Source organism: Rhodopseudomonas rhenobacensis (assembly GCF_014203125.1).
Lineage (GTDB): Bacteria > Pseudomonadota > Alphaproteobacteria > Rhizobiales > Xanthobacteraceae > Rhodopseudomonas_A > Rhodopseudomonas_A rhenobacensis.
The window spans coordinates 17,154-37,171 of record NZ_JACHIH010000036.1; the positions used below are offsets into that span (position 1 = coordinate 17,154).

Below are 20,018 nucleotides of genomic sequence, written 5' to 3' on the forward strand. Positions count from 1 at the left end.
CCACGAGCCGCCCGCCTTGACTTATGTCGCGATGGCGATGATCTCGAGCTCCTGAGCGCCGGAGCCGACCACGTCGCCGACCGCCTTGCGCAGCAACAGCCGCGCCACCGGCGACACGAAGGAAATCGAGCCCGCCTTGGGATCGGCCTCGTCCTCGCCGACGATGCGGAAGCTCTGCACCCGGCCGTCGCCGCGCTGGAACGTCACCGTCGACCCGAATGCCACAGCTTCAGCCGACGTAGGTTCGGGCATCAGTTGCGCGCTGCGCAGTCGTGCCGCCAGATAGCGCGCATCGCGCAGCGGTCCGGCCTCCTGCCGGCGCCGCTCATTGACATCGGCAATCCCCTGCGCCGCCTCGACCCCGGCGCGCGCCGCCGCAAGCTGATCCTGCAGCGCCTGCAAGCCGGCCGCGGTGACCCAATTGGGATGCGGCGAAATCGGCCGATCCGGCAGCATCGTCTCCGACGCCGTCTCGGCACTGTCTTCCTTGGTAAAGGCGACGGACAAAGGGGGGGCTCCGTTTCGAATTGGGCAGCTGCCAACGGTTGGGCGCGGAACGCCGTAACCATCATAGTCCAGTAAGACGCCGCTTTCGCATTAAACGATTTGACAGCGACGCCGTGAACGTTGTAAACATTAATTGTTTACAGTGTTCACAGGCTCCATATGGCACCGGACAACGAACTCGTCGGCATTAATGAGATTGCCGAAATGGCGAATACGTCGCGGCAAGCGGTTGCCAACTGGCGCACCCGCATGTCCGATTTTCCTAAGCCAATCGTCAATCTAGCCTCAGGGCCTGTTTTTCGTAGATCTCATATCCGCACTTGGCTCAGGAGAAGGAAGGTCCCTATGGCTCACGTGTTTTCAAGTATTAATCTGAAAGGTGGCGTCGGGAAGACGACAACCACGGTTGCTCTCGCCGAAACCCTCTCGGCAGAAAAGCACAAGAAGGTACTCGTAATCGACCTCGATCCGCAAACCAATGCAACAACAATGCTGATCGGCGAGGAGAAGTGGCGTGAGCTAAACGACAAAGGCTTCACGTTAGCTCAGCTATTCAAGGACGCACTCAACCCCGATAGCAAGAAATTTGATCTTCAGAAGACACTACAAAAGCACGTCTCAGATGTTTCGTCAGCGACGACCATCGATCTCTTGCCATCAAGCCTTGACCTGATCGACGTTCAGGATGAACTGATCAACACCCCCGTAGGCAAGTACGGCGCCATTCGGCCTTTTGATATTCTGTGGCGCGCAACGAAGGACCTAGTCGAAAACTACGACGTGGTCATCATTGATTGCCCACCTAATCTCGGGAAGATCACGCAGAACGGTCTTCGGATGTCTCACGGGTTCATTATTCCGACGATCCCGGATATTCTTTCAACCTATGGCATTCCCCAGATCATTCGCCGCGTCCGCGAATTCTCGGAAGAGATTGCCGAAGACATCGAACCGCTCGGCATTGTCGTGACCAAATTCCAGGCAAATTCGAATGTTCACGTCAACATGCTTAAGCAGTTGAAGAAGAACCATGCGACCGACGACAACAAATGGCCGCCAGTGTTCGATACTATCATCCCTCAGGCCAACCAAATCGCCGCCGCAGCCGAGCATTCGGGCTACTCAACCTTGAAACAGAAGTGGGGCTATCAGGGGCTGCATGATCGGTTCTCCGAATTGACAACTGAGGTTTTGGCTAAGCTTGGGGCCTGAGATGAACATGAAAAGAACCCTTAACGATCTGGTGCGCGCCGTGGTCGATGAGGCGGAGCGCAATACAGAGTTCGCCCGCCGGATCGACGAAGCTCTTGGCATCCAGGAGAAGCCGAAGAAGCCAGCCCTGTCTCGGGCGGCACATCGGCGAGCGCCGGCAGCCATTGATCCTATCGAACTTGCGCGCCAAGGAGAGCCAGTTCTACGAGCTCGTCTCGCCGAACTTGACCTTGAACAGCTAAAGGACGTCGTTGCCGATTACGGAATGGATCCTGGCAAGCTCGTACTGAAATGGAAGGCCGCCGACCGGATCATTGACCGCATTGTCGAGGTCTCTGTTGGCAGAGCGAGGAAGGGCGAAGGTTTCCTATCATCTGAATCCCCTCGTTCGGAATGATGAAGGCCGCTCGACAGCCTATGGGGCGGATCAGCGAAGCAAGTAGCCCGCAAGAGCGTAGCGATATGCAGGGAGATACTTCGACAAGCCAAACCCGGATTTCGCTTCGCTCATCCAGGCTACATTCCTCGTCCCCGTGAGTTCCGACAGCCGATAGCACGCCATGGATCACCGCAGCGGCGATGCGGCCAGGCCATCCAACGTGGCGTCGAGATCGGCGTCACCGACTTCGATGAAGCTGCCGCGATCCAGCGCGTCGAGACCAGCCTGCAACTGCTCGCGCAACTGATCGAGCGGAAAGTCGTCGCCGTGCCGGTGCGACTTGGAGTTTTCTTCATCCAGCATATAGCGCGTCACAGCACGCGCTCCGGCGATGGCAGCGAATCGTCGATCTGCGGGAATTCCTCCTCGAGCGGCGTCATCGATTGCAGCAGGGCGATCAGCCCGCGCTTGCGCAACGGCTCGATCACCAGCCGATCGCCGTCGCGATGCATGAGGGCTTCATCCCCAGGCAGCTCGAAATCCACCGGGATGCGAACCGCCTGGTTGCGGCCGCTGCGAAACAATTTGACGTGCCGCGGGTCGGACATCGAGCGCCTCCTGGCCTATGCGATAAACATAGGCTGGGACGCGTGACCTCGTAAGAATCCGGCGAAGCGCGTAGCGCATGGTCGGGTGTCTCGAAGGATGGGCCGCGCGCACGGAGCGTCCAGCATTCGCGTGGCCGCATCCTTCGAGGCTCGCCTTGCGCCGACGTCGTGGTGACGCTGCCGTCGTAGCCGGCTCGCACCTCAGCGTCTGACCGAAAAGCACCGCGCAAAACCAGGGGTCTTTTGTCATTGCGAGCCGAGGGCGGCGCGCAGCGTCGCCCGAACAGCGAAGCAATCCAGGGGGGCTGCACACGGAGCCCCTGGATTGCTTCGTCGCAAGAGCTCCTCGCAATGATGCGTTCAATGCCCGATTCCATTGATCGCTTTTTGAGTCAGGCTCTCAGGATGACGACGCCTGCTCACCGTCGAACGATCTGCCATCGCCACATCTGCAAGCGATGCGTCGCCATTCGCTACTCGCCACTCGCCCCCTGCGCGCCCGCCATCGCCTGCTCCAGCGCCGCCAGCGGCACGGCGACGTCGGCCGTCACCTCGTCGGCCGCGATCGCCACCACGCGGTAGCCGCGTTCTTCCAGCCAAGCCTGCCGCGAGGCGCGGTCGGTGCGGATCACCTCGGTCTCGTCGGGGTTGGTCAGTTCGATGGCGATGCGCTGCACGAAGGAAACGAAGTCCGGGATGTGGCGGCCGACCGGGGTCTGGCGCTTGAACTGCCCGGCGAAGCGGCGGTCGGTGCGCAGCGCCTGCCACAGAATCCGTTCGGCGTCGGTGGGATTTCGCCGCAACAGCCGCGCCAGCCCACGCACCGTGCCGCTCTCGTGCGGCAGCGCGCCCTGGCCGTGTTCGGCGAGCAGCGCGCGCAGCCGTGTCGCCTGTTCGCCGTCGAGCACGCCGCCCTTGGCCGGGCCCTTGCGGCCCTCCGCGATCGCCATCACCACGCCGTGCAGCGTGTGCATGTCCTGCTTGGTCGGCTCCATCCTTGTGAAGATGTTGCGCAGGTTGACCAGCATGGTGTCGCGCTTTTCGGCGGGGCGCAGAAACTCCACCTTGTCGAGCTCGGCGACCAGATTGTCGAAGAACGCCTGCATCTGGTGCTGCGAGGCGCGCTCGCTTCGCTCCGGCATCGCGAAGGGGAGCGCGCCGGCGGTGGCCAGCTTGAACCATTCGTAGCCCATCAGCAGCACGGCTTGCGCGAGGTTGAGCGAAGCGAAGCCCGGATTGACCGGAAAGGTGACGATGCGGTTGGCGAGCGCCACCTCGTCGTTCTCCAGCCCATAGCGCTCGCGGCCGAACATGATGCCGACCTCGCCGCCGCTCGCGGCCTCGGCGACGATTTCGCGCGCCGCATCTTCCGGCGCGCGCACCGGCTTGGCCTGGTCGTGGGCGCGCGCGGTGGTGGCGAACAGCAGCGAGCAGCCGGCCACCGCGGCTTCGACAGAGTCGAACAATTGCACCGCGTCGAGAATGTAATCGGCGCCCGACGCCGCGCGCCGCGCGTGGACGTTGGGCCAGCCGTCGCGCGGCTTCACCAGCCGCAGCCTCGTCAGCCCGAAATTGCCCATCGCCCGGGCGCACATGCCGATGTTCTCGCCGAGCTGCGGCTCGACCAGAATCACCACCGGCCCGGTCAGATCGGCTTTGGCTTTGGTCTTGTCGGTTCCGGAGCCGGACATCGTGCTGGACTTTCTCGAGGAGGGCTGAAGGGATCGTGCGGCCGGCGCGAGGGCCGCGGCCGCCGCGCAGGGGTTGCCAATTCGGCGGCGATTTCTCAAGCAAATAATGCGGTTGCGGCGATCTCGGCGGCCCGGCCAGCGGCGCGGGGCGGCACCGGCTGCTGCAACTTGCGGCAAACCCGAGCTGCCGCCGAAATCCGCAACGCTGCCCGCTGCATCGCCTTCCAGCGCGCCCGGGCCGGTGCTATAGCGGCAGCGGCAATCTGCCCCATCCCGCCCCCGACACGCGCTGTCTCAAAGAGGCCCGATCCCGTATGGCGAAAATCAAGGTAACCAACCCCGTCGTCGAACTCGACGGCGACGAGATGACCCGGATCATCTGGCAATACATCAAGGACAAGCTGATCACCCCGTTCCTTGACATCGACCTGATGTATTTCGACCTCGGGATGGAATACCGCGACAAGACCGACGATCAGGTCACCATTGAAGCCGCGAACGCGATCAAGAAGGTCGGCGTCGGCGTCAAATGCGCCACCATCACCCCGGACGAAGCCCGGGTGAAGGAATTCGGCCTGAAGCAGATGTGGAAGTCGCCGAACGGCACCATCCGCAACATCCTCGGCGGCGTGATCTTCCGCGAGCCGATCATCTGCAAGAACGTGCCGCGTCTGGTGCCCGGCTGGACCAAGCCGATCATCATCGGCCGCCACGCCTATGGCGATCAATATCGCGCCACCGACATCAAGTTTCCCGGCAAGGGCACGCTGACGATGAAGTTCGTCGGCGAGGACGGCACCGTGATCGAGCGCGAGGTGTTCCAGGCGCCCGGCTCGGGCGTCGCGATGGCGATGTACAACCTCGACGATTCGATCCGCGACTTCGCCCGCGCCTCGCTGACCTACGGCCTGAACCGCGGCTATCCGGTGTATCTGTCGACCAAGAACACCATCATGAAGGTCTATGACGGCCGCTTCAAAGACATCTTCGAGGAAATCTACAATTCGGATTTCAAGAAGGACTTTGAGGCCAAGGGGCTGACTTACGAGCACCGGCTGATCGACGACATGGTGGCGTCGGCGCTGAAATGGTCCGGCGGCTACGTCTGGGCCTGCAAGAACTACGACGGCGACGTGCAGTCCGACACCGTGGCGCAGGGCTACGGTTCGCTCGGCCTGATGACCTCGGTGCTGCTGACCCCCGACGGCCAGGTGGTGGAAGCCGAAGCCGCGCACGGCACGGTGACCCGGCACTATCGCGAGCACCAGAAGGGCAAGGCGACCTCGACCAACTCCATCGCCTCCATTTTCGCCTGGACCCAAGGCCTCGCGCATCGCGCCAAGCTCGACGGCAACGACGAGCTGGCGAAGTTCTCCAAGACGCTGGAGCGGGTCTGCGTCGAGACGGTGGAAGCCGGCTACATGACCAAGGACCTGGCGCTGCTGGTCGGCGCCGACCAGCGCTGGCTCTCGACCGAGGGCTTCCTCGACAAGGTCGCGGAAAACCTCACCGCCGCGATGGCGCCCGCCGCGGCGTGATCTGATCGCACGCCGGCGCGGTTTGCGTGCGCCGGCAAACGCATTATCTGAAAGCCCGGGCCATGCGCCCGGGCTTTTGCTTTTTGAGGACATCTCTTGATGAATGCGCGCAGCAATCCGGCGCTTGGCGCCGGCGATGAATTTGTGTGGCTCGAAGAGATCGAGGGCGCGCGCGCGGTCGACTGGGTGGCGGCGCAAAATGCCCGCACCCACGGCGCGCTGTGCGATGCCGCCTACGCCGCCGATTTCGACGCCGCGCTGAAAATCCTCAATGCCGACGACCGCATTCCCTTCGTCAGCAAATCCGGCGATTATTTGTACAATTTCTGGAAGGACGAAGCCCATCCGCGCGGGCTGTGGCGCCGTACCACGCTGGATAGCTATCGCAGCGATAAACCAGACTGGGAGCTGCTGCTCGACATCGACGCCTTGAATGAGCGAGAGGGCATCTCCTGGGCGTTCGCGGGGGCCGCACGTTCGCCGGATAAATCTCGCGCGCTGGTCAGCCTGTCGTTCAACGGCACCGACGCGGTGGAGTTGCGCGAATTCGACCTCGCCACCAAGCGCTTCGTCGACGACGGCTTCAAAATTCCGCAGGCCAAGACCCGCGCCGACTGGCTCGACGGCGACACCATCCTGTTCGGCAGCGCATTGACCGACGACGACAGCACCGCGGCCGGCTACGCGCGGCTGGTGCGCAAATGGCGCCGCGGCACGCCGCTCGAGCAAGCCGAGGTGGTGTTCGAGGTCGAAAAGAACGACGTCGCCGCCTGGTTCGGCGTCAACCACCGGCCGACGCACGAATCCGTCGCCTATTGGCGGGCGCTGGATTTCACCCGCGCGCAGATCTTCGTCGAGCCGCAGCACGGCGCGTTCGCCGGGCAGCGGCTGCAGCTCGATCTGCCGGAGCAGGTGTCGATCTCGCTGGAAGCCAGCGATCTCTTCGTCAGCCCGAAGCAGGACTGGTCGGTCGATGGCAAGACCATCGCGGCCGGCGCGCTGGCGGTGATCGCGCGCGATCGCTTCCTCGAAGGCGCGCGCGATTTCGAGATCGTGTTTCAACCGACGCCGACCCGCTCGCTGCAGTCGTGGTCGGAGACCCGCCACGGCGTGGTGCTGCAGATCCTCGACGACGTCCGCGGCCGGCTCGAGCTCGCCACGCGCCGCAACGACGGCTGGACCACGCGCGCGCTGCCGGATCTGCCCGACAACGCCTCGATCGATGCGCAGACCTTCGGCGGCGAGGAAGAGCCAGCACTCGGCCGCGATCTGTTGCTGACCATCACCGGCTTCGACCGGCCGACCACCACCGCGCTGTGGAGCGGCGACGGCGCGCCGCAGCCGTTGAAGCGCGCGCCGGCGTCGTTCGACGCAACCGGCATCGAGGTCGTGCAGCGCCACGCGCTCGCCGCCGACGGCACCAGGATTCCCTACTTCCTGATCGGCAAGAATCTCGCGGCCGGCGGCGCGCCGCGGCCGACCATTCTCTACGGTTATGGCGGCTTCGAAGTGTCGCTGACGCCGGCCTATATGGCCGTCGTCGGCAAGCTCTGGCTGGAGCAAGGCCACGTCTACGCGCTGGCCAATATCCGCGGCGGCGGCGAATTCGGCCCAAGCTGGCATCTCGCCTCGCGCAAGGCGACCAAGCACATCGCGCATGACGATTTTGCCGCGGTCGCGCGCGATCTTGCGGCGTCCGGCGTCACCACCGCGCAAAAGCTCGCCTGTCACGGCGGCAGCAATGGCGGGTTGCTGGTCGGCAACATGCTGACGCGCTATCCGGAATTGTTCGGCGCGGTGTGGTGCAGCGTGCCGCTGCTCGACATGGCGCGCTACACCAAGCTACTCGCCGGGCAAAGCTGGATCGCCGAATACGGCGATCCGGAAGACCCCGAGGAGTGGGCATTCATCCAGAAGTACTCGCCGTATCATCTGGCCAGCGCCGAGCAAAACTATCCGCCGATCTTCATCACCACCAACCGCACCGACGACCGCGTGCATCCCGGCCACGCCCGCAAGATGGCGGCGCGGCTTTCGGCACTGGGTCAGCCGGTGTGGTTCGACGAAACCGTCGCCGGCGGCCATTCCGGCGCGGTCGATAACACCAAGCAGGCGCAAAGCCAGGCGCTGGGATTTGCGTTTCTGCGCAGCACGATCTGCAAGGGGTGAGCGCGAAACGTGAGGCTTTTGGCTTTTCGGTGCGCGCGCGCGACAAAAATCACGCCGTCATTCCGGGGCGCGAGAGCGCAAGCTCGAGCGAACCCGGAATCTCGCAACACGACGAATTCTTGAACCGACGCTTGCCCCCGCAGCAAGATTCCGGGTTCGCTCACCGCTGGCGCGGTTCGCGCCCCGGAATGACAGATTGCTCACCCCTTCGCCACGCCGATCCGCGCCACCATGGCGCGGGCGATTTCGTCCTCGCCCAGGATCACCACGTCGGCGCCGTTGTGCTTGAGGTGCGCGACCTCCTCCTCGGAATGCGCGCGGGCAACGATCGTCAGCGTGGCGTTCAGCGCCCGCGCCTTGGCGACGATCTGGCCGCCCTCGAAGCCGTCCGGGATCGCCACCAGCAAGCCGCGGGCGTTGGCGATATCGGCAGCCTCCAGCAGGTCGGACGCCGCGGCGTTGCCGCTCAGCGCCTTGAGGCCCGCCTTGTGCAAACGCGCGACCTCGTCGTCATCGTCTTCGATGATCACCATGTCGAGCCCCTCGGCGCGCAACGCCGCGGCGACCGTGCCGCCGACCCGGCCGTGGCCGACCAGCACGACATGGCCGCCCGGCGGCGCGGGCTGCGCGTCGGACGGCGGCTCGGTCGTGGCCGGGGACTTGCCGTCGGCGACGGCGACGAAGCGATCGAGCAGCGCGAAGAACAACGGGTTCAGCATGATCGAGATGATCGCACCCGCCAGCACCAGATCGCGGCCGCGATCCGGCAATAGGCCAAGCGCGACGCCGAGGCTGACCAGGATGAAGGAGAATTCGCCGATCTGCGCCAGCGACGCCGAGATCGTCAGCGCGGTCCGGGTCGGGTGGCCGAAGGCGCGGACGATGGCGAACGCCGCCAGCGATTTGCCGAAGATGATGATCAGCACGGTGGCGAGCAGCGGCAACGGATCGCGGACGATGATCGCGGGATCGACCAGCATGCCGACCGAGACGAAGAACAGCACCGCGAAGGCGTCGCGCAGCGGCAGCGTTTCGTTGGCGGCGCGCTGGCTGAGCTCGGATTCCGACAGGATCATGCCGGCGAAGAATGCGCCGAGCGCAAACGACACGTCGAACAGCATCGCGGCGCCGAACGCCACGCCGAGCGAAATCGCGAACACCGCGAGGCGAAACAATTCGCGCGAGCCGGTGTGCGCCACGTAATGCAGCAGCCAGGGGATCACCCTGCGGCCGACGATCAGCATGAACGCCACGAAGGCCGCGACCTTGCCGAGCGTGATCGCCACCGGCAGCGCCACCGCTGTCCAGCTGGCGCCGTCGCCGGCCTCGCCCTTCAACAGCCCGGCCAGCGCCGGCAGCAGCACCAGCGTCAGCACCATCGCCAGGTCTTCGACGATCAGCCAGCCGATCGCGATCCGGCCGCGCTCGCTGTCCACCAGCCTGCGGTCCTGCAACGCCCGCAGCAGCACCACGGTGCTCGCCACCGACAGCGCCAGGCCGAACACCAGCCCGCCGCCGGTCGGCCAGCCGAGCAGCCAGCCGAGCCCGACGCCGAGCACGGTGGCCACCGCGATCTGCACCACCGCGCCGGGGATCGCGATCGCCTTCACCGCCAGCAGATCCTTCAGCGAGAAATGCAGGCCGACGCCGAACATCAGCAGAATGATGCCGATCTCGGCGAGTTCGCTGGCGATATTCTGGTTGGCGACATAACCCGGCGTGAACGGCCCCATCAGCACGCCGGCGACGAGGTAGCCGACCAGCGGCGAGATCCGGATGCGATGCGCCGCAAGCCCGAGCAGAAAGGCCAGCACGAGGCCGACCACGACGGTGGATATCAGCGGGGTGTTATGCTCCATGCGGCGGTTGTGCTGCATAATGTCGCTGCTGGCCACCCCGGGCGCGGCTACCGATAGCCGCAGCGATCGGGTCGGATGTGATGGAACCAACGACGCCCGAGCCGCCATTGTTCACATCTGCGGCACGAGGCGCGATTTATCGCCGCAGCGGTTGTGGTTTTGATCCAGTCGCTCGCGGGAATCGCGGCGTCGTGATTGATGGGGTGCATGGCGGCGGCAACTGACCTCGGGGTCTATCGCGAAGCATTGGTGTTTCTGGGCACGGCGGGGGTTGTGATCCCGCTGATGGCGCGATTGCGCATCAGCCCGGTGCTCGGCTTCCTGGTCGCCGGCCTGGTGCTTGGCCCGCACGGCCTCGGCCGCCTCGACGAGACCTCGTCATGGCTCGGCCTGATCGCGATCACCTCGCAGAGCGCGGTCGATCGCCTGGCCGAACTCGGCGTCTCGTTCCTGTTGTTCAGCATCGGCCTGCAACTGTCGTTCGACCGGCTGTGGACGATGCGGCGGCTGGTGTTCGGCTTCGGCATGCTGCAGGTGGTGCTGACCACCGCGGCGATCGGCGCGGTGACGCTGGCGTTCGGCAACACGCTCGATGCCAGCCTGGTGATCGGCGCTTGTCTCGCGCTGTCCTCCACCGCGATCGTGCTGCAATTGCTGGCCGAGCAGCGCCGGCTGGCGACGCTGGCCGGCCGCTCGATCTTCGCCGTGCTGCTGGCGCAGGATCTCGCGGTGGTGCCGATCCTGTTTCTGATCGTGGTGTTCGGCGCCGCGGTCTCCGAAGGCGGCGGCGGCAACGTCACCGCGTCCTCGGTGTCGGCCGGGCTTGGCCTCGCGCTATTGCAGGCGGTCGGCGCCATCATGCTGATCGTCAGCGTCGGCCGGCTGCTGCTGCGGCCGTTGTTCCGGCTGGTGGCGCGCACCCACAGCCGCGAATTGTTCATGGCGACGATCCTGTTCATCGTGGTCGGCACCTCGCTGCTGACCCATGCCGCCGGGCTGTCGATGGCGCTCGGCGCCTTCCTCGCCGGCTTGCTGCTCTCGGAAACCGAATTCCGCCGCCAGGTCGAGGTCGACATCGAGCCGTTCAAGGGCATGCTGCTCGGGCTGTTCTTCATCTCGGTCGGGATGCGGATCGATCTGGCCGAAGTCTCGCGGACGCCGTTGCTGCTCGGCGCCTCGGTGGTCGGCATGGCGGTACTGAAGGCGCTGGTGATTGCCGCGCTGGCGCGCGCGTTCCGACTGTCCTGGCCGATCGCGCTGGAGGCCGGGCTGCTGCTCGCCGGTGGCGGCGAATTCGCCTTCCTGGTGCTCGGCATGGCCGGCTCCAGCGGGCTGTTGCAGCCCGACGTCGAGCAATTCATGCTGCTGGTGGCGTCGGGCACCATGATGCTGACGCCGCTGTTGGCGCGGCTCGGCCGCCACGCCGGGGTGCAGGCGCGCCGCGCCGCGGCGATCACCGACGGCTTCGAGGATCCCGGCCCGATCGAGCCCGGCCGCACCATCGTGATCGGCCATGGCCGGGTCGGCCGCATCATCTGCGACATCCTCGCCAAGCAGGGCAAGCCGTTCATCGCCATCGAGCGCGATCCCGACGTGGTGGCGAAGGGCCGCGCGACCGGCCGCAACCTGGTCTATGGCGACGCCACCTCGCGCGCCTTCCTGCGCAAATGCGGGCTCGGCGAGGCGCCGGCGGTGGTGGTGACGATGCACGATTCCGCCGCGGCGGAGCAGGCGGTGGCGGCGATCCGCGCCGACCGCGCCGACATTGCGGTGATCGTGCGCGCCCGCGACGCCGCCCATGCGGTGCGGCTGTTCAATTTAGGCGCCACCGACGTGGTGCGCGAAGTGCTGGAAGCCAGCTTCGAGATCGCCTCGACGGTGCTGCAGACGCTCGGCCTGCCGATGGGCAAGGTGATCGCCATCATCCACGACGAGCGCGACATCCGCAAAAAGCTGGTGCGCGAAGGCCGCGCCACGGATTAAAGCGATGCGGCGGGATCGCGGCATCACCCCGGAAATTGCGACGCGCTGAACCTAAAGACACCGTGTCCCGGACGTCGAGCCGCGCCCTTGCGCGGCGAGGCGAGCCGGGACCGTTGCAAGGACGGCATTTTGACAGGACGGCACTCGTAACGGTCCCGGTTCTGCGGAGCAGCACTTCGTGCTGCACCGCGCCCGGGACACGCGTTAGCGGTCGCGTGTTAGTTCATCCGCCGATCGCCGCCGCAATCGCGTCGAGCGCGGCCTGCGCCTTGGAGCCGTCCGGACCGCCGGCCTGCGCCATGTCGGGCTTGCCGCCGCCGCCCTTGCCGCCCAGCACTTCGGAGGCCTTGCGCACCAGATCGACCGCGGAGAACCGCGCCACCAGATCCGGCGTGACGCCGACCACGATCGAGCCCTTGCCGTCGGCGCTGGTGGCGACCAGCGCGATGACGCCGGAGCCGAGCTGCTTCTTGCCCTGATCGACCAGGCTCTTGAGATCCTTGATCTCGATGCCTTCGACCGCGCGCGCCATAAGCTTGACGCCGCCGACCTCGCGGACGCCGGCGTCGCCATTGGCGGCCGCGGCACCGCCGCCGCCCATCGCCAGCTTCTTGCGGGCTTCGGCCAATTCGCGCTCGAGCTTCTTGCGCTCCTCCATCAGGGCCGCGACGCGGGCCGGCATGTCGTCGACCGAGGTGCGGAGTTCAGCCGCGGTCGCCCGCGCGGTGTCGATCGCCGCGTTGGCGCTCTGCCTCGCGTGGCGGCCGGTCAGGGCCTCGATGCGGCGGACGCCGGAGGCGACCGCACTTTCGCCGGTGATCGAGATCAGCCCGATATCGCCGGTGCGCCGCACATGGGTGCCGCCGCACAATTCGACCGACCAGCCGAGCGCATTGCTGCCGTGCTCGCGCGCCGCCTTGCCCATGGTCACGACGCGGACTTCGTCGCCGTATTTCTCGCCGAACAGCGCGCGCGCGCCGGCCTCGCGGGCGTCGTCGACCGCCATCAGCCGTGTGGTGACTTCGTCGTTCTCCAGCACCACCTCGTTGGCGATGTCCTCGACCCGGCGCAATTCGTCGGCGCTGATCGGCTTCTGATGCACGAAGTCGAACCGCAGCCGATCCTCAGCCACCAGCGAGCCTTTCTGCGCGATGTGATCGCCGAGCACCTGGCGCAGCGCCTCGTGCAGCAGATGGGTGGCGGAATGATTGGCGCGGATCGAGGAGCGCCGCGCGTGATCGACCTCGAGCAACAGCGCGGTGTCCGGCGTCAGCGTGCCCTGCTCGACGGTGCCGAGATGCACGAACAGATCGTGCGCCTTCTTCTGGGTCTCGGTGACGCGGAAACGCACGCCCTCGCCGGTCATCACCCCGGTATCGCCGACCTGGCCGCCGGATTCGGCGTAGAACGGCGTCTGGTTGAGCACGATCGCGCCGTGATCGCCGGCCTTCAGCGCCTCGACCTGCTGGCCGTCTTTCACCAGCGCCGCGACCACGCCTTCGGCGGTCTCGGTCTCGTAGCCCAAGAACTCGGTGGCGCCGAGTTGTTCGCGCAGGCCGAACCAAACGGTTTCGGTGGCGGTGTCGCCCGAACCCGCCCACGAGGCGCGCGCCTTGGCCTTCTGTTTCTCCATCGCGTCGGTGAACGAGGCGATGTCGACGCTGATGCCGCGGTTGCGCAGCGCGTCCTGGGTCAGATCGAGCGGAAAGCCATAGGTGTCGTACAGCGTGAACGCGGTCTCGCCGTCGAACATGTCGCCCTTCTTCAGCGAGCTGCTCTTCTCGTCGAGAATGATCAACCCGCGATCCAGCGTCTTGCGGAACCGGGTTTCTTCGAGCCGCAGCGTCTCCTCGATCATCGGCTCGGCGCGCACCAGCTCCGGATAGGCCTGGCCCATCTCGCGCACCAAGGCCCACACCAGCCGCCACATCAACGGCTCGGTGGCGCCGAGCAGCTGGCCGTGGCGCATCGCGCGGCGCATGATCCGGCGCAGCACGTAGCCGCGGCCTTCGTTCGACGGCAGCACGCCGTCGGCGATCAGGAACGAGGAGGCGCGCAAGTGATCGGCGATCACCCGCAGCGAGGCCTTGTGCTCGCCCTTCGGATCGGCGCCGGTCAGTTCGGCGATGGCGCGGATCAGCGCCTGGAACAGATCGATGTCGTAGTTGTCGTGCTTGCCCTGCAGCACAGCTGCGATGCGCTCCAGTCCCATGCCGGTGTCGATCGACGGCTTCGGCAGCGGATTGCGCTGCCCCGGCGCGATCTGGTCGAACTGCATGAACACCAGATTCCAGATCTCGATGAAGCGGTCGCCATCCTCCTCGGGCGAGCCGGGAGGGCCGCCCGGAATGTGGTCGCCGTGGTCGAAGAAGATTTCCGAACACGGCCCGCACGGGCCGGTGTCGCCCATCTGCCAGAAATTGTCCGAGGTCGGGATCCGGATGATCTTCGACTCCGGCAGCCCGGCGATCTTCTTCCACAGACCGAAGGCTTCGTCGTCCTCGGAATACACCGTGACCAGGAGCTTCTCCTTGGGCAGGGCGAATTCCTTGGTGATCAGATTCCAAGCGAGCTCGATGGCGTGGTCTTTGAAGTAATCGCCGAACGAAAAATTACCCAACATCTCGAAGAAGGTGTGATGCCGCGCGGTGTAGCCGACATTGTCGAGGTCGTTGTGCTTGCCGCCGGCGCGGACGCATTTCTGCGAGGTGGTGGCGCGGTGGTTGGCGCGCTTTTCGACCCCGGTGAACACGTTCTTGAACTGCACCATGCCGGCATTGGTGAACATCAAGGTCGGATCGTTGCGCGGCACCAAGGGGGACGACGGCACCACCTCGTGCCCGTCCTTGCCGAAATAATTCAGAAATGCCGACCTGATTTCGTTAACGCCGCTCATGTCCGTCCAATCGCATCCGGGATCCTGCCGCGCCGCCGCAGCCCAATCCTTCCCCGGCGCCCTGCTTTTAGCCGCGAGGCCGCGGCCTGTCCAGAAACTGGACAGCAGATCAGAGGCTTGCCGGCGGACACAGAGACCCGTTGATAGGTCCCCGCCGACGCGTTGACAGGCTTGCGCGAGCCGGCTTTCCTCCCTACTTGTTAAGAGTAAGTCGCGTCGGGAGAGATCGGCCGCAAGGCCGGCGCCGAAGGAGCAACCGCCCCGGAAACTCTCAGGCAAACGGACCACGCGGCTTGATGACATCTGGAAAGAGACTCCGCCGAATCACTGATGCCGGCGGCATCCGCCGACGGGATAATACTCTCAGGCACAGCGACAGATGGGGCTCGAAGGTTTAACGAGAAATTGGTCTCGGGAACCGCGAGGGCCCCTCATGCTGGTGCAGAACGACTCCCCGGAAGCCCTGCAGCGGACCCCGCTGCATGAATTGCATCTGTCGCTAGGCGGCAAGATGGTACCGTTTGCGGGCTACGAGATGCCCGTGCAATACCCCGCCGGAGTGCTCAAGGAGCACCTGCATTGCCGCGCCAAGGCCGGGCTGTTCGACGTCTCGCATATGGGCCAGCTGGAACTGCGGGCGAAATCCGGCCACGTCGCCGATGCCGCGCGGGCGCTGGAGCGCCTGGTGCCGCAGGATATCGTGGCGATCGCGCCCGGCCGGCAGCGCTACGCCCAGTTCACCAATGATAAAGGCGGCATTCTCGACGATCTGATGGTGGCGAATTCCGGCCGTCATCTGTTCCTGGTGGTGAACGCCGCCTGCAAGGCCGCCGACGAGGCGCATCTGCGCGACGCGCTGTCCGACGTCTGCGACATCCTCGCCCTGCCCGACCGCGCGCTGCTGGCGCTGCAGGGGCCGCGCGCCGAAGCCGCGCTCGGCACTTTGTGCGCGCAGGTGGCCGAGCTGCGCTTCATGGATAGCGCGCCGCTCACCGTGATGGGGCTCGACTGCCTGGTGTCGCGCTCCGGCTACACCGGCGAGGACGGCTATGAGATTTCGGTGCCGGCCGAGGGCGCGGTGGCGCTCGCCGAGGCGCTGCTCGACGATCCCGACGTGCTGCCGATCGGGTTAGGCGCCCGCGACAGCCTGCGGCTCGAAGCCGGGCTGTGCCTCTATGGTCATGACATCGACACCACCACCACGCCGGTCGAAGGCGCGCTGGAATGGTCGATTCAGAAGAGCCGCCGCAACGGCGGAGCACGGCCCGGCGGCTTCGCCGGCGCCGACGTGATTCTGTCCCAGCTCGACAACGGCGCATCGCGCCGCCGGGTCGGACTGCGGCCGGACGGCCGCGCCCCGGTGCGCGAAGGCGCGCCGCTGTTCGCCGACGCCACCGCAACCGAATCGATCGGCACGATATGCTCCGGCGGCTTCGGGCCGAGCCTCGGCGGCCCGCTGGCGATGGGCTATCTGCCGACGCCACAGGCGCGTCACGATACGGTGATTTTTGCTGAAGTCCGCGGACAGCGGCTGCCGCTGCGGGTCTGCGCCACCCCTTTCATTCCGACCAGCTACAAGCGTTAAGGACCGATGATGACCACCCTGTTTACCCCCGATCACGAATGGCTGCGCATCGAGGGCGATGTCGCCACCATCGGCGTGACCGATTATGCCCAGTCGCAGCTCGGCGACGTGGTGTTCGTCGAACTGCCGAAAATCGGCCGGCAATTGAAGAAAGCCGAAGCCGCCGCGGTGGTGGAATCGGTGAAAGCCGCCTCCGACGTCTATGCGCCGATCACCGGCGAAGTGCTCGAGGTCAACGACGCGCTGCAGACCGATCCGGCGCTGGTCAATTCCGACGCCGGCGGCGCGGCTTGGTTTTTCAAGCTGAAGATCGCCGACAAGGCCGAACTCGACGGCTTGATGGACGAAGCCGCCTACACCGCTCACACCGCCTGACGTTGAGGAGATCTTGATGCCCGCTCACCGCAGCCAGTCCGAAGATATCGCCACCGGCTTCGCCCGCCGCCACATCGGGCCGTCGCCGCAGGACATCAAGGGCATGCTGCGCGTGGTGGGGGCCGACAGCCTGGAGGCTTTGGTCGACCAGACGCTGCCGGCGGCGATCCGGCAGCCCACGCCGCTGCATCTCGGCCAGCCTCTGACCGAGACCGAAGCGCTGGCGCATATGGCCGACCTCGCCTCCCGCAACGAGGTGTTCACCTCGCTGATCGGCCAGGGCTATTCCGGCACCATCCTGCCCGCGGTGATCCAGCGCAACATTCTGGAAAATCCGGCCTGGTACACAGCCTATACGCCGTATCAGCCGGAGATCAGCCAGGGCCGGCTGGAAGCGCTGTTCAACTACCAGACCATGATCTGCGATCTCACCGGGCTCGACGTCGCCAACGCCTCGTTGCTCGACGAGGCCACCGCCGCCGCCGAAGCCATGGCGCTCGCCGAGCGCAGCGCGCACAAGAAGACCAAGGCGTTCTTCGTCGACCGCGAGGTGCATCCGCAGACGCTGGCAGTGCTGCGCACCCGCGCCGAGCCGCTCGGCTGGACGCTGATCGTCGGCGATCCGGTGCACGATTTGCAGAAGGCCGACGTGTTCGGCGCGCTGATCCAATATCCCGGCTCCTCCGGCGCGGTGCGCGACCCGCGGCCGATGATCGCCGCGTTGCGCGCCAAGGGCGGCCTCGCCATCATCGCCGCCGACCTGTTGGCGCTGACGCTATTGGCCTCGCCCGGCGACCTCGGCGCCGACATCGCGATCGGCTCGGCGCAGCGCTTCGGCGTGCCGATGGGCTACGGCGGGCCGCACGCCGCGTTCATGGCGGTGCGCGACAGCTTGAAGCGCGCGCTGCCCGGCCGCCTGGTCGGGCAGTCGATCGACGTGCACGGCCAGCCGGCCTATCGGCTGGCGCTGCAGACCCGCGAGCAGCACATCCGCCGCGAGAAGGCCACCTCCAACATCTGCACCGCGCAGGTGCTGCTGGCGGTGATCGCCGCGATGTATGCGGTGTATCACGGCCCCGACGGGCTTTCGGAAATCGCCCGCCGCGTGCACCGGCGCACCGCGGTGCTGGCCGCCGGCCTGCGCAAGCTCGGCTTGCCGCCGCACAATGAATCGTTCTTCGATACGCTGACCGTCGAAGTCGGCGCCAGGCAGAGCGAGATCGTCGCCCGCGCGTTGGCCGAGCGGATCAATCTGCGGATCGGCGACGGCACGCTCGGCATCGCGCTCGACGAGACCACCACGCCCGCCACCGTGGAAGCGGTGTGGCGCGCGTTCGGCGGCGCGCTGAACTATCGCGAGGTCGAGCCGGAGATGCGCGACACGCTGCACCCGGCCTTGAAGCGCACCTCGAGCTTCCTCACGCAGGAGGTGTTCCAGGCCTATCGCTCGGAGACCGAACTGCTGCGCTACATGCGCAAGCTGAGCGACCGCGATTTGGCGCTCGACCGCGCCATGATCCCGCTCGGCTCCTGCACCATGAAGCTCAACGCCACCACCGAGATGATGCCGCTGACCTGGCCGGCATTCGCCAGCCTGCACCCGTTCGCGCCGCGCGAGCAGGCCGCCGGCTATCACGCGCTGTTCGCCAAGCTGGAAGAATGGCTCGCCGACATCACCGGCTATGACGCGGTGTCGCTGCAGCCGAATTCCGGCGCGCAGGGCGAATATGCCGGGATGCTGGCGATCCGGCACTATCACGCCGCCCGCGGCGAGGCGCATCGCAAGGTCTGCCTGATCCCGTCCTCGGCGCACGGCACCAACCCGGCCTCCGCCAGCATGGCGGGCATGGACGTCGTGGTGGTCGCCTGCAACAATCGCGGCGACGTCGACGTCGAGGATCTGCGCGCCAAAGCCGAGCAGCACAGTGCCGACCTCGCCGCGGTGATGATCACCTATCCGTCGACCCACGGCGTGTTCGAAGAACACATCCGCGAGATCTGCGACATCGTCCACGGCCATGGCGGCCAGGTCTATCTCGACGGCGCCAATCTCAACGCCCAGGTCGGGCTGGCGCGGCCCGGCGAATACGGCGCCGACGTCAGCCATCTCAATCTGCACAAGACGTTCTGCATTCCGCATGGCGGCGGCGGCCCCGGTATGGGACCGATCGGGGTGCGCGCGCATCTTAAGCCCTACCTGCCCGGGCACCTGGTGCTCGACGGCACCGACGAGCAACGCCACGGCGGCGCGGTGGCGGCGGCGCCGTTCGGCTCCGCCTCGATCCTGACGATCTCCTACATCTATATCCTGATGATGGGCGGCGAAGGCTTGCGCCGCGCCACCGAAGTCGCGATCCTCAACGCCAACTACATCGCGGCGAAGCTCGATCCGCATTTTCCGGTGCTGTATCGCAACGAGCGCGGCCGCGTCGCGCATGAATGCATCGTCGATCCGCGGGCGCTGAAGAACTCCGCCGGCGTCACCGTCGACGACATCGCCAAGCGGCTGATCGACTACGGCTTCCACGCGCCGACCATGAGCTTCCCGGTGCCGGGCACGCTGATGATCGAGCCGACCGAATCGGAATCCAAGGCCGAGATCGACCGCTTCTGCGACGCCATGATCGCGATCCGCCACGAGATCGCCGAGATCGAGACCGGGCGCTGGAGCGTGGAGGCGTCGCCGCTGCGCCATGCCCCGCATACCGTGCACGACATCGCCGAGGAGGTGTGGAAACGGGCCTATACCAGGCACGAGGGCTGCTTCCCCGCCGGCACCACCCGCACCGACAAATACTGGTGCCCGGTCGGCCGCATCGACAACGTCTATGGCGACCGCAACCTGGTGTGCTCCTGCCCGCCGATCGAGGACTACGCGCTGGCGGCGGAGTGAGCGGGGGGGGGGGGGCGGACATTGGCAATTGGCGTCGCGAGTGCGCGGCGCGCGGCAGCGCCGGCGCACCTGACACGGGCGGCAATCCAAGCGACACCCGAGATATGACCGGAGAGGCAGCGCTCCCCGCCGGCACGACGTCATCCTGAGAGCCAGACCGAAAAAGTAGCGCGCCAAACCAGGGGTTTTGTCATTGCGAGCCGAGGGCAGCGCGGAGCTCAGGCCGCCGTGCGGGTGGCCGCGACGCGCGGCAGACCGAGCGCGATAAGCGCGGCCGAGGCTGACGCCCAGCACTCAGTCGGCGCAGGCGGCGGCGCGCATCT

14 protein-coding genes and 1 riboswitch are annotated in these 20,018 nt (G+C 66.1%); of the genes, 8 read left to right on the top strand and 6 right to left on the bottom strand.

Annotation, left to right across the window (positions count from 1 at the left end; all coding sequences use genetic code 11):
• Positions 1-21 precede the first annotated feature (21 nt).
• Positions 22-507, bottom strand: coding sequence for a transcription elongation factor GreA (greA, locus tag HNR60_RS20780; protein ID WP_184261653.1), 486 nt, complete (start codon positions 505-507; stop codon positions 22-24).
• A 345-nt stretch (positions 508-852) separates the two neighbouring features.
• Here greA and HNR60_RS20785 point away from each other — a divergent pair, with 345 nt between their 5' ends.
• Positions 853-1,719, top strand: a complete 867-nt coding sequence (locus HNR60_RS20785; RefSeq protein WP_246433041.1) for a ParA family protein — start codon at positions 853-855, stop codon at positions 1,717-1,719.
• Position 1,720: 1 nt separating this feature from the next.
• Positions 1,721-2,116 (top strand): hypothetical protein, encoded by a 396-nt coding sequence (locus HNR60_RS20790; protein WP_184261657.1) that lies wholly within the window; start codon positions 1,721-1,723, stop codon positions 2,114-2,116.
• Positions 2,117-2,284: 168 nt separating this feature from the next.
• On the opposite strand, the gene HNR60_RS20795 is transcribed toward HNR60_RS20790, so the two are convergent.
• The 3 genes from HNR60_RS20795 to HNR60_RS20805 form a co-directional block, all read right to left on the bottom strand.
• Entirely contained in the window at positions 2,285-2,473 is a 189-nt protein-coding gene (locus HNR60_RS20795; protein WP_184261659.1) for a hypothetical protein, read from the bottom strand.
• Positions 2,470-2,706, bottom strand: coding sequence for an antitoxin (locus tag HNR60_RS20800; RefSeq protein ID WP_184261661.1), 237 nt, complete (start codon positions 2,704-2,706; stop codon positions 2,470-2,472). The genes HNR60_RS20795 and HNR60_RS20800 overlap by 4 nt, the downstream gene beginning before the upstream one ends.
• Positions 2,707-3,179: 473 nt before the next feature.
• On the bottom strand, positions 3,180-4,397 hold the full coding sequence (locus HNR60_RS20805) for a TrmJ/YjtD family RNA methyltransferase (RefSeq protein WP_184261663.1): 1,218 nt from the start codon (positions 4,395-4,397) through the stop codon (positions 3,180-3,182).
• A gap of 314 nt (positions 4,398-4,711) precedes the next feature.
• Here HNR60_RS20805 and HNR60_RS20810 point away from each other — a divergent pair, with 314 nt between their 5' ends.
• Entirely contained in the window at positions 4,712-5,935 is a 1,224-nt protein-coding gene (locus tag HNR60_RS20810; RefSeq protein WP_184261665.1) for an NADP-dependent isocitrate dehydrogenase, read from the top strand.
• 99 nt (positions 5,936-6,034) lie between these two features.
• Positions 6,035-8,104 carry a prolyl oligopeptidase family serine peptidase gene (locus HNR60_RS20815; protein WP_184261666.1) on the top strand — a complete coding sequence of 690 codons (2,070 nt, stop codon included), beginning with the start codon at positions 6,035-6,037 and terminating at the stop codon, positions 8,102-8,104.
• A gap of 200 nt (positions 8,105-8,304) precedes the next feature.
• Here HNR60_RS20815 and ybaL read toward each other — a convergent pair whose 3' ends face one another.
• Positions 8,305-9,963 (bottom strand): YbaL family putative K(+) efflux transporter, encoded by a 1,659-nt coding sequence (gene ybaL, locus HNR60_RS20820; RefSeq protein ID WP_184261668.1) that lies wholly within the window; start codon positions 9,961-9,963, stop codon positions 8,305-8,307.
• Positions 9,964-10,170: 207 nt separating this feature from the next.
• Between ybaL and HNR60_RS20825 the strand changes: the two genes are divergently transcribed.
• Positions 10,171-11,946, top strand: coding sequence for a cation:proton antiporter domain-containing protein (locus HNR60_RS20825; RefSeq protein ID WP_184261670.1), 1,776 nt, complete (start codon positions 10,171-10,173; stop codon positions 11,944-11,946).
• Positions 11,947-12,169: 223 nt separating this feature from the next.
• On the opposite strand, the gene alaS is transcribed toward HNR60_RS20825, so the two are convergent.
• The gene (gene alaS, locus HNR60_RS20830) at positions 12,170-14,842 is read right to left on the bottom strand and encodes an alanine--tRNA ligase (protein WP_184261672.1); all 2,673 of its coding nucleotides are present in this window, start codon (positions 14,840-14,842) and stop codon (positions 12,170-12,172) included.
• Positions 14,843-15,048: 206 nt separating this feature from the next.
• Positions 15,049-15,139: riboswitch (glycine riboswitch) on the top strand.
• Positions 15,140-15,275: 136 nt separating this feature from the next.
• On the opposite strand from alaS, the gene gcvT reads away from it, so the two are divergent.
• From gcvT to gcvP, 3 genes are read left to right on the top strand one after another with little or no spacing between them, the layout of a single operon-like run.
• Positions 15,276-16,427, top strand: a complete 1,152-nt coding sequence (gene gcvT, locus HNR60_RS20835; RefSeq protein ID WP_184261674.1) for a glycine cleavage system aminomethyltransferase GcvT — start codon at positions 15,276-15,278, stop codon at positions 16,425-16,427.
• A gap of 9 nt (positions 16,428-16,436) precedes the next feature.
• Positions 16,437-16,802, top strand: a complete 366-nt coding sequence (gene gcvH, locus HNR60_RS20840) for a glycine cleavage system protein GcvH (RefSeq protein ID WP_184261676.1) — start codon at positions 16,437-16,439, stop codon at positions 16,800-16,802.
• Between the two features lie 16 nt (positions 16,803-16,818).
• Positions 16,819-19,695, top strand: a complete 2,877-nt coding sequence (gene gcvP / locus HNR60_RS20845; RefSeq protein ID WP_184261678.1) for an aminomethyl-transferring glycine dehydrogenase — start codon at positions 16,819-16,821, stop codon at positions 19,693-19,695.
• The last annotated feature ends 323 nt before the right edge of the window (positions 19,696-20,018 follow it).

Coding starts and splice junctions, on each gene's coding strand:
- HNR60_RS20785 (WP_246433041.1), top strand. CDS start 853: ATGGCTCACGTGTTTTCAAGTATTAATCTGAAAGGTGGCGTCGGGAAG.
- gcvP (WP_184261678.1), top strand. CDS start 16,819: ATGCCCGCTCACCGCAGCCAGTCCGAAGATATCGCCACCGGCTTCGCC.
- HNR60_RS20800 (WP_184261661.1), bottom strand. CDS start 2,706: ATGTCCGACCCGCGGCACGTCAAATTGTTTCGCAGCGGCCGCAACCAG.
- HNR60_RS20810 (WP_184261665.1), top strand. CDS start 4,712: ATGGCGAAAATCAAGGTAACCAACCCCGTCGTCGAACTCGACGGCGAC.
- HNR60_RS20790 (WP_184261657.1), top strand. CDS start 1,721: ATGAACATGAAAAGAACCCTTAACGATCTGGTGCGCGCCGTGGTCGAT.
- HNR60_RS20805 (WP_184261663.1), bottom strand. CDS start 4,397: ATGTCCGGCTCCGGAACCGACAAGACCAAAGCCAAAGCCGATCTGACC.
- gcvH (WP_184261676.1), top strand. CDS start 16,437: ATGACCACCCTGTTTACCCCCGATCACGAATGGCTGCGCATCGAGGGC.
- gcvT (WP_184261674.1), top strand. CDS start 15,276: ATGCTGGTGCAGAACGACTCCCCGGAAGCCCTGCAGCGGACCCCGCTG.
- HNR60_RS20815 (WP_184261666.1), top strand. CDS start 6,035: ATGAATGCGCGCAGCAATCCGGCGCTTGGCGCCGGCGATGAATTTGTG.
- HNR60_RS20825 (WP_184261670.1), top strand. CDS start 10,171: ATGGCGGCGGCAACTGACCTCGGGGTCTATCGCGAAGCATTGGTGTTT.
- alaS (WP_184261672.1), bottom strand. CDS start 14,842: ATGAGCGGCGTTAACGAAATCAGGTCGGCATTTCTGAATTATTTCGGC.
- ybaL (WP_184261668.1), bottom strand. CDS start 9,963: ATGGAGCATAACACCCCGCTGATATCCACCGTCGTGGTCGGCCTCGTG.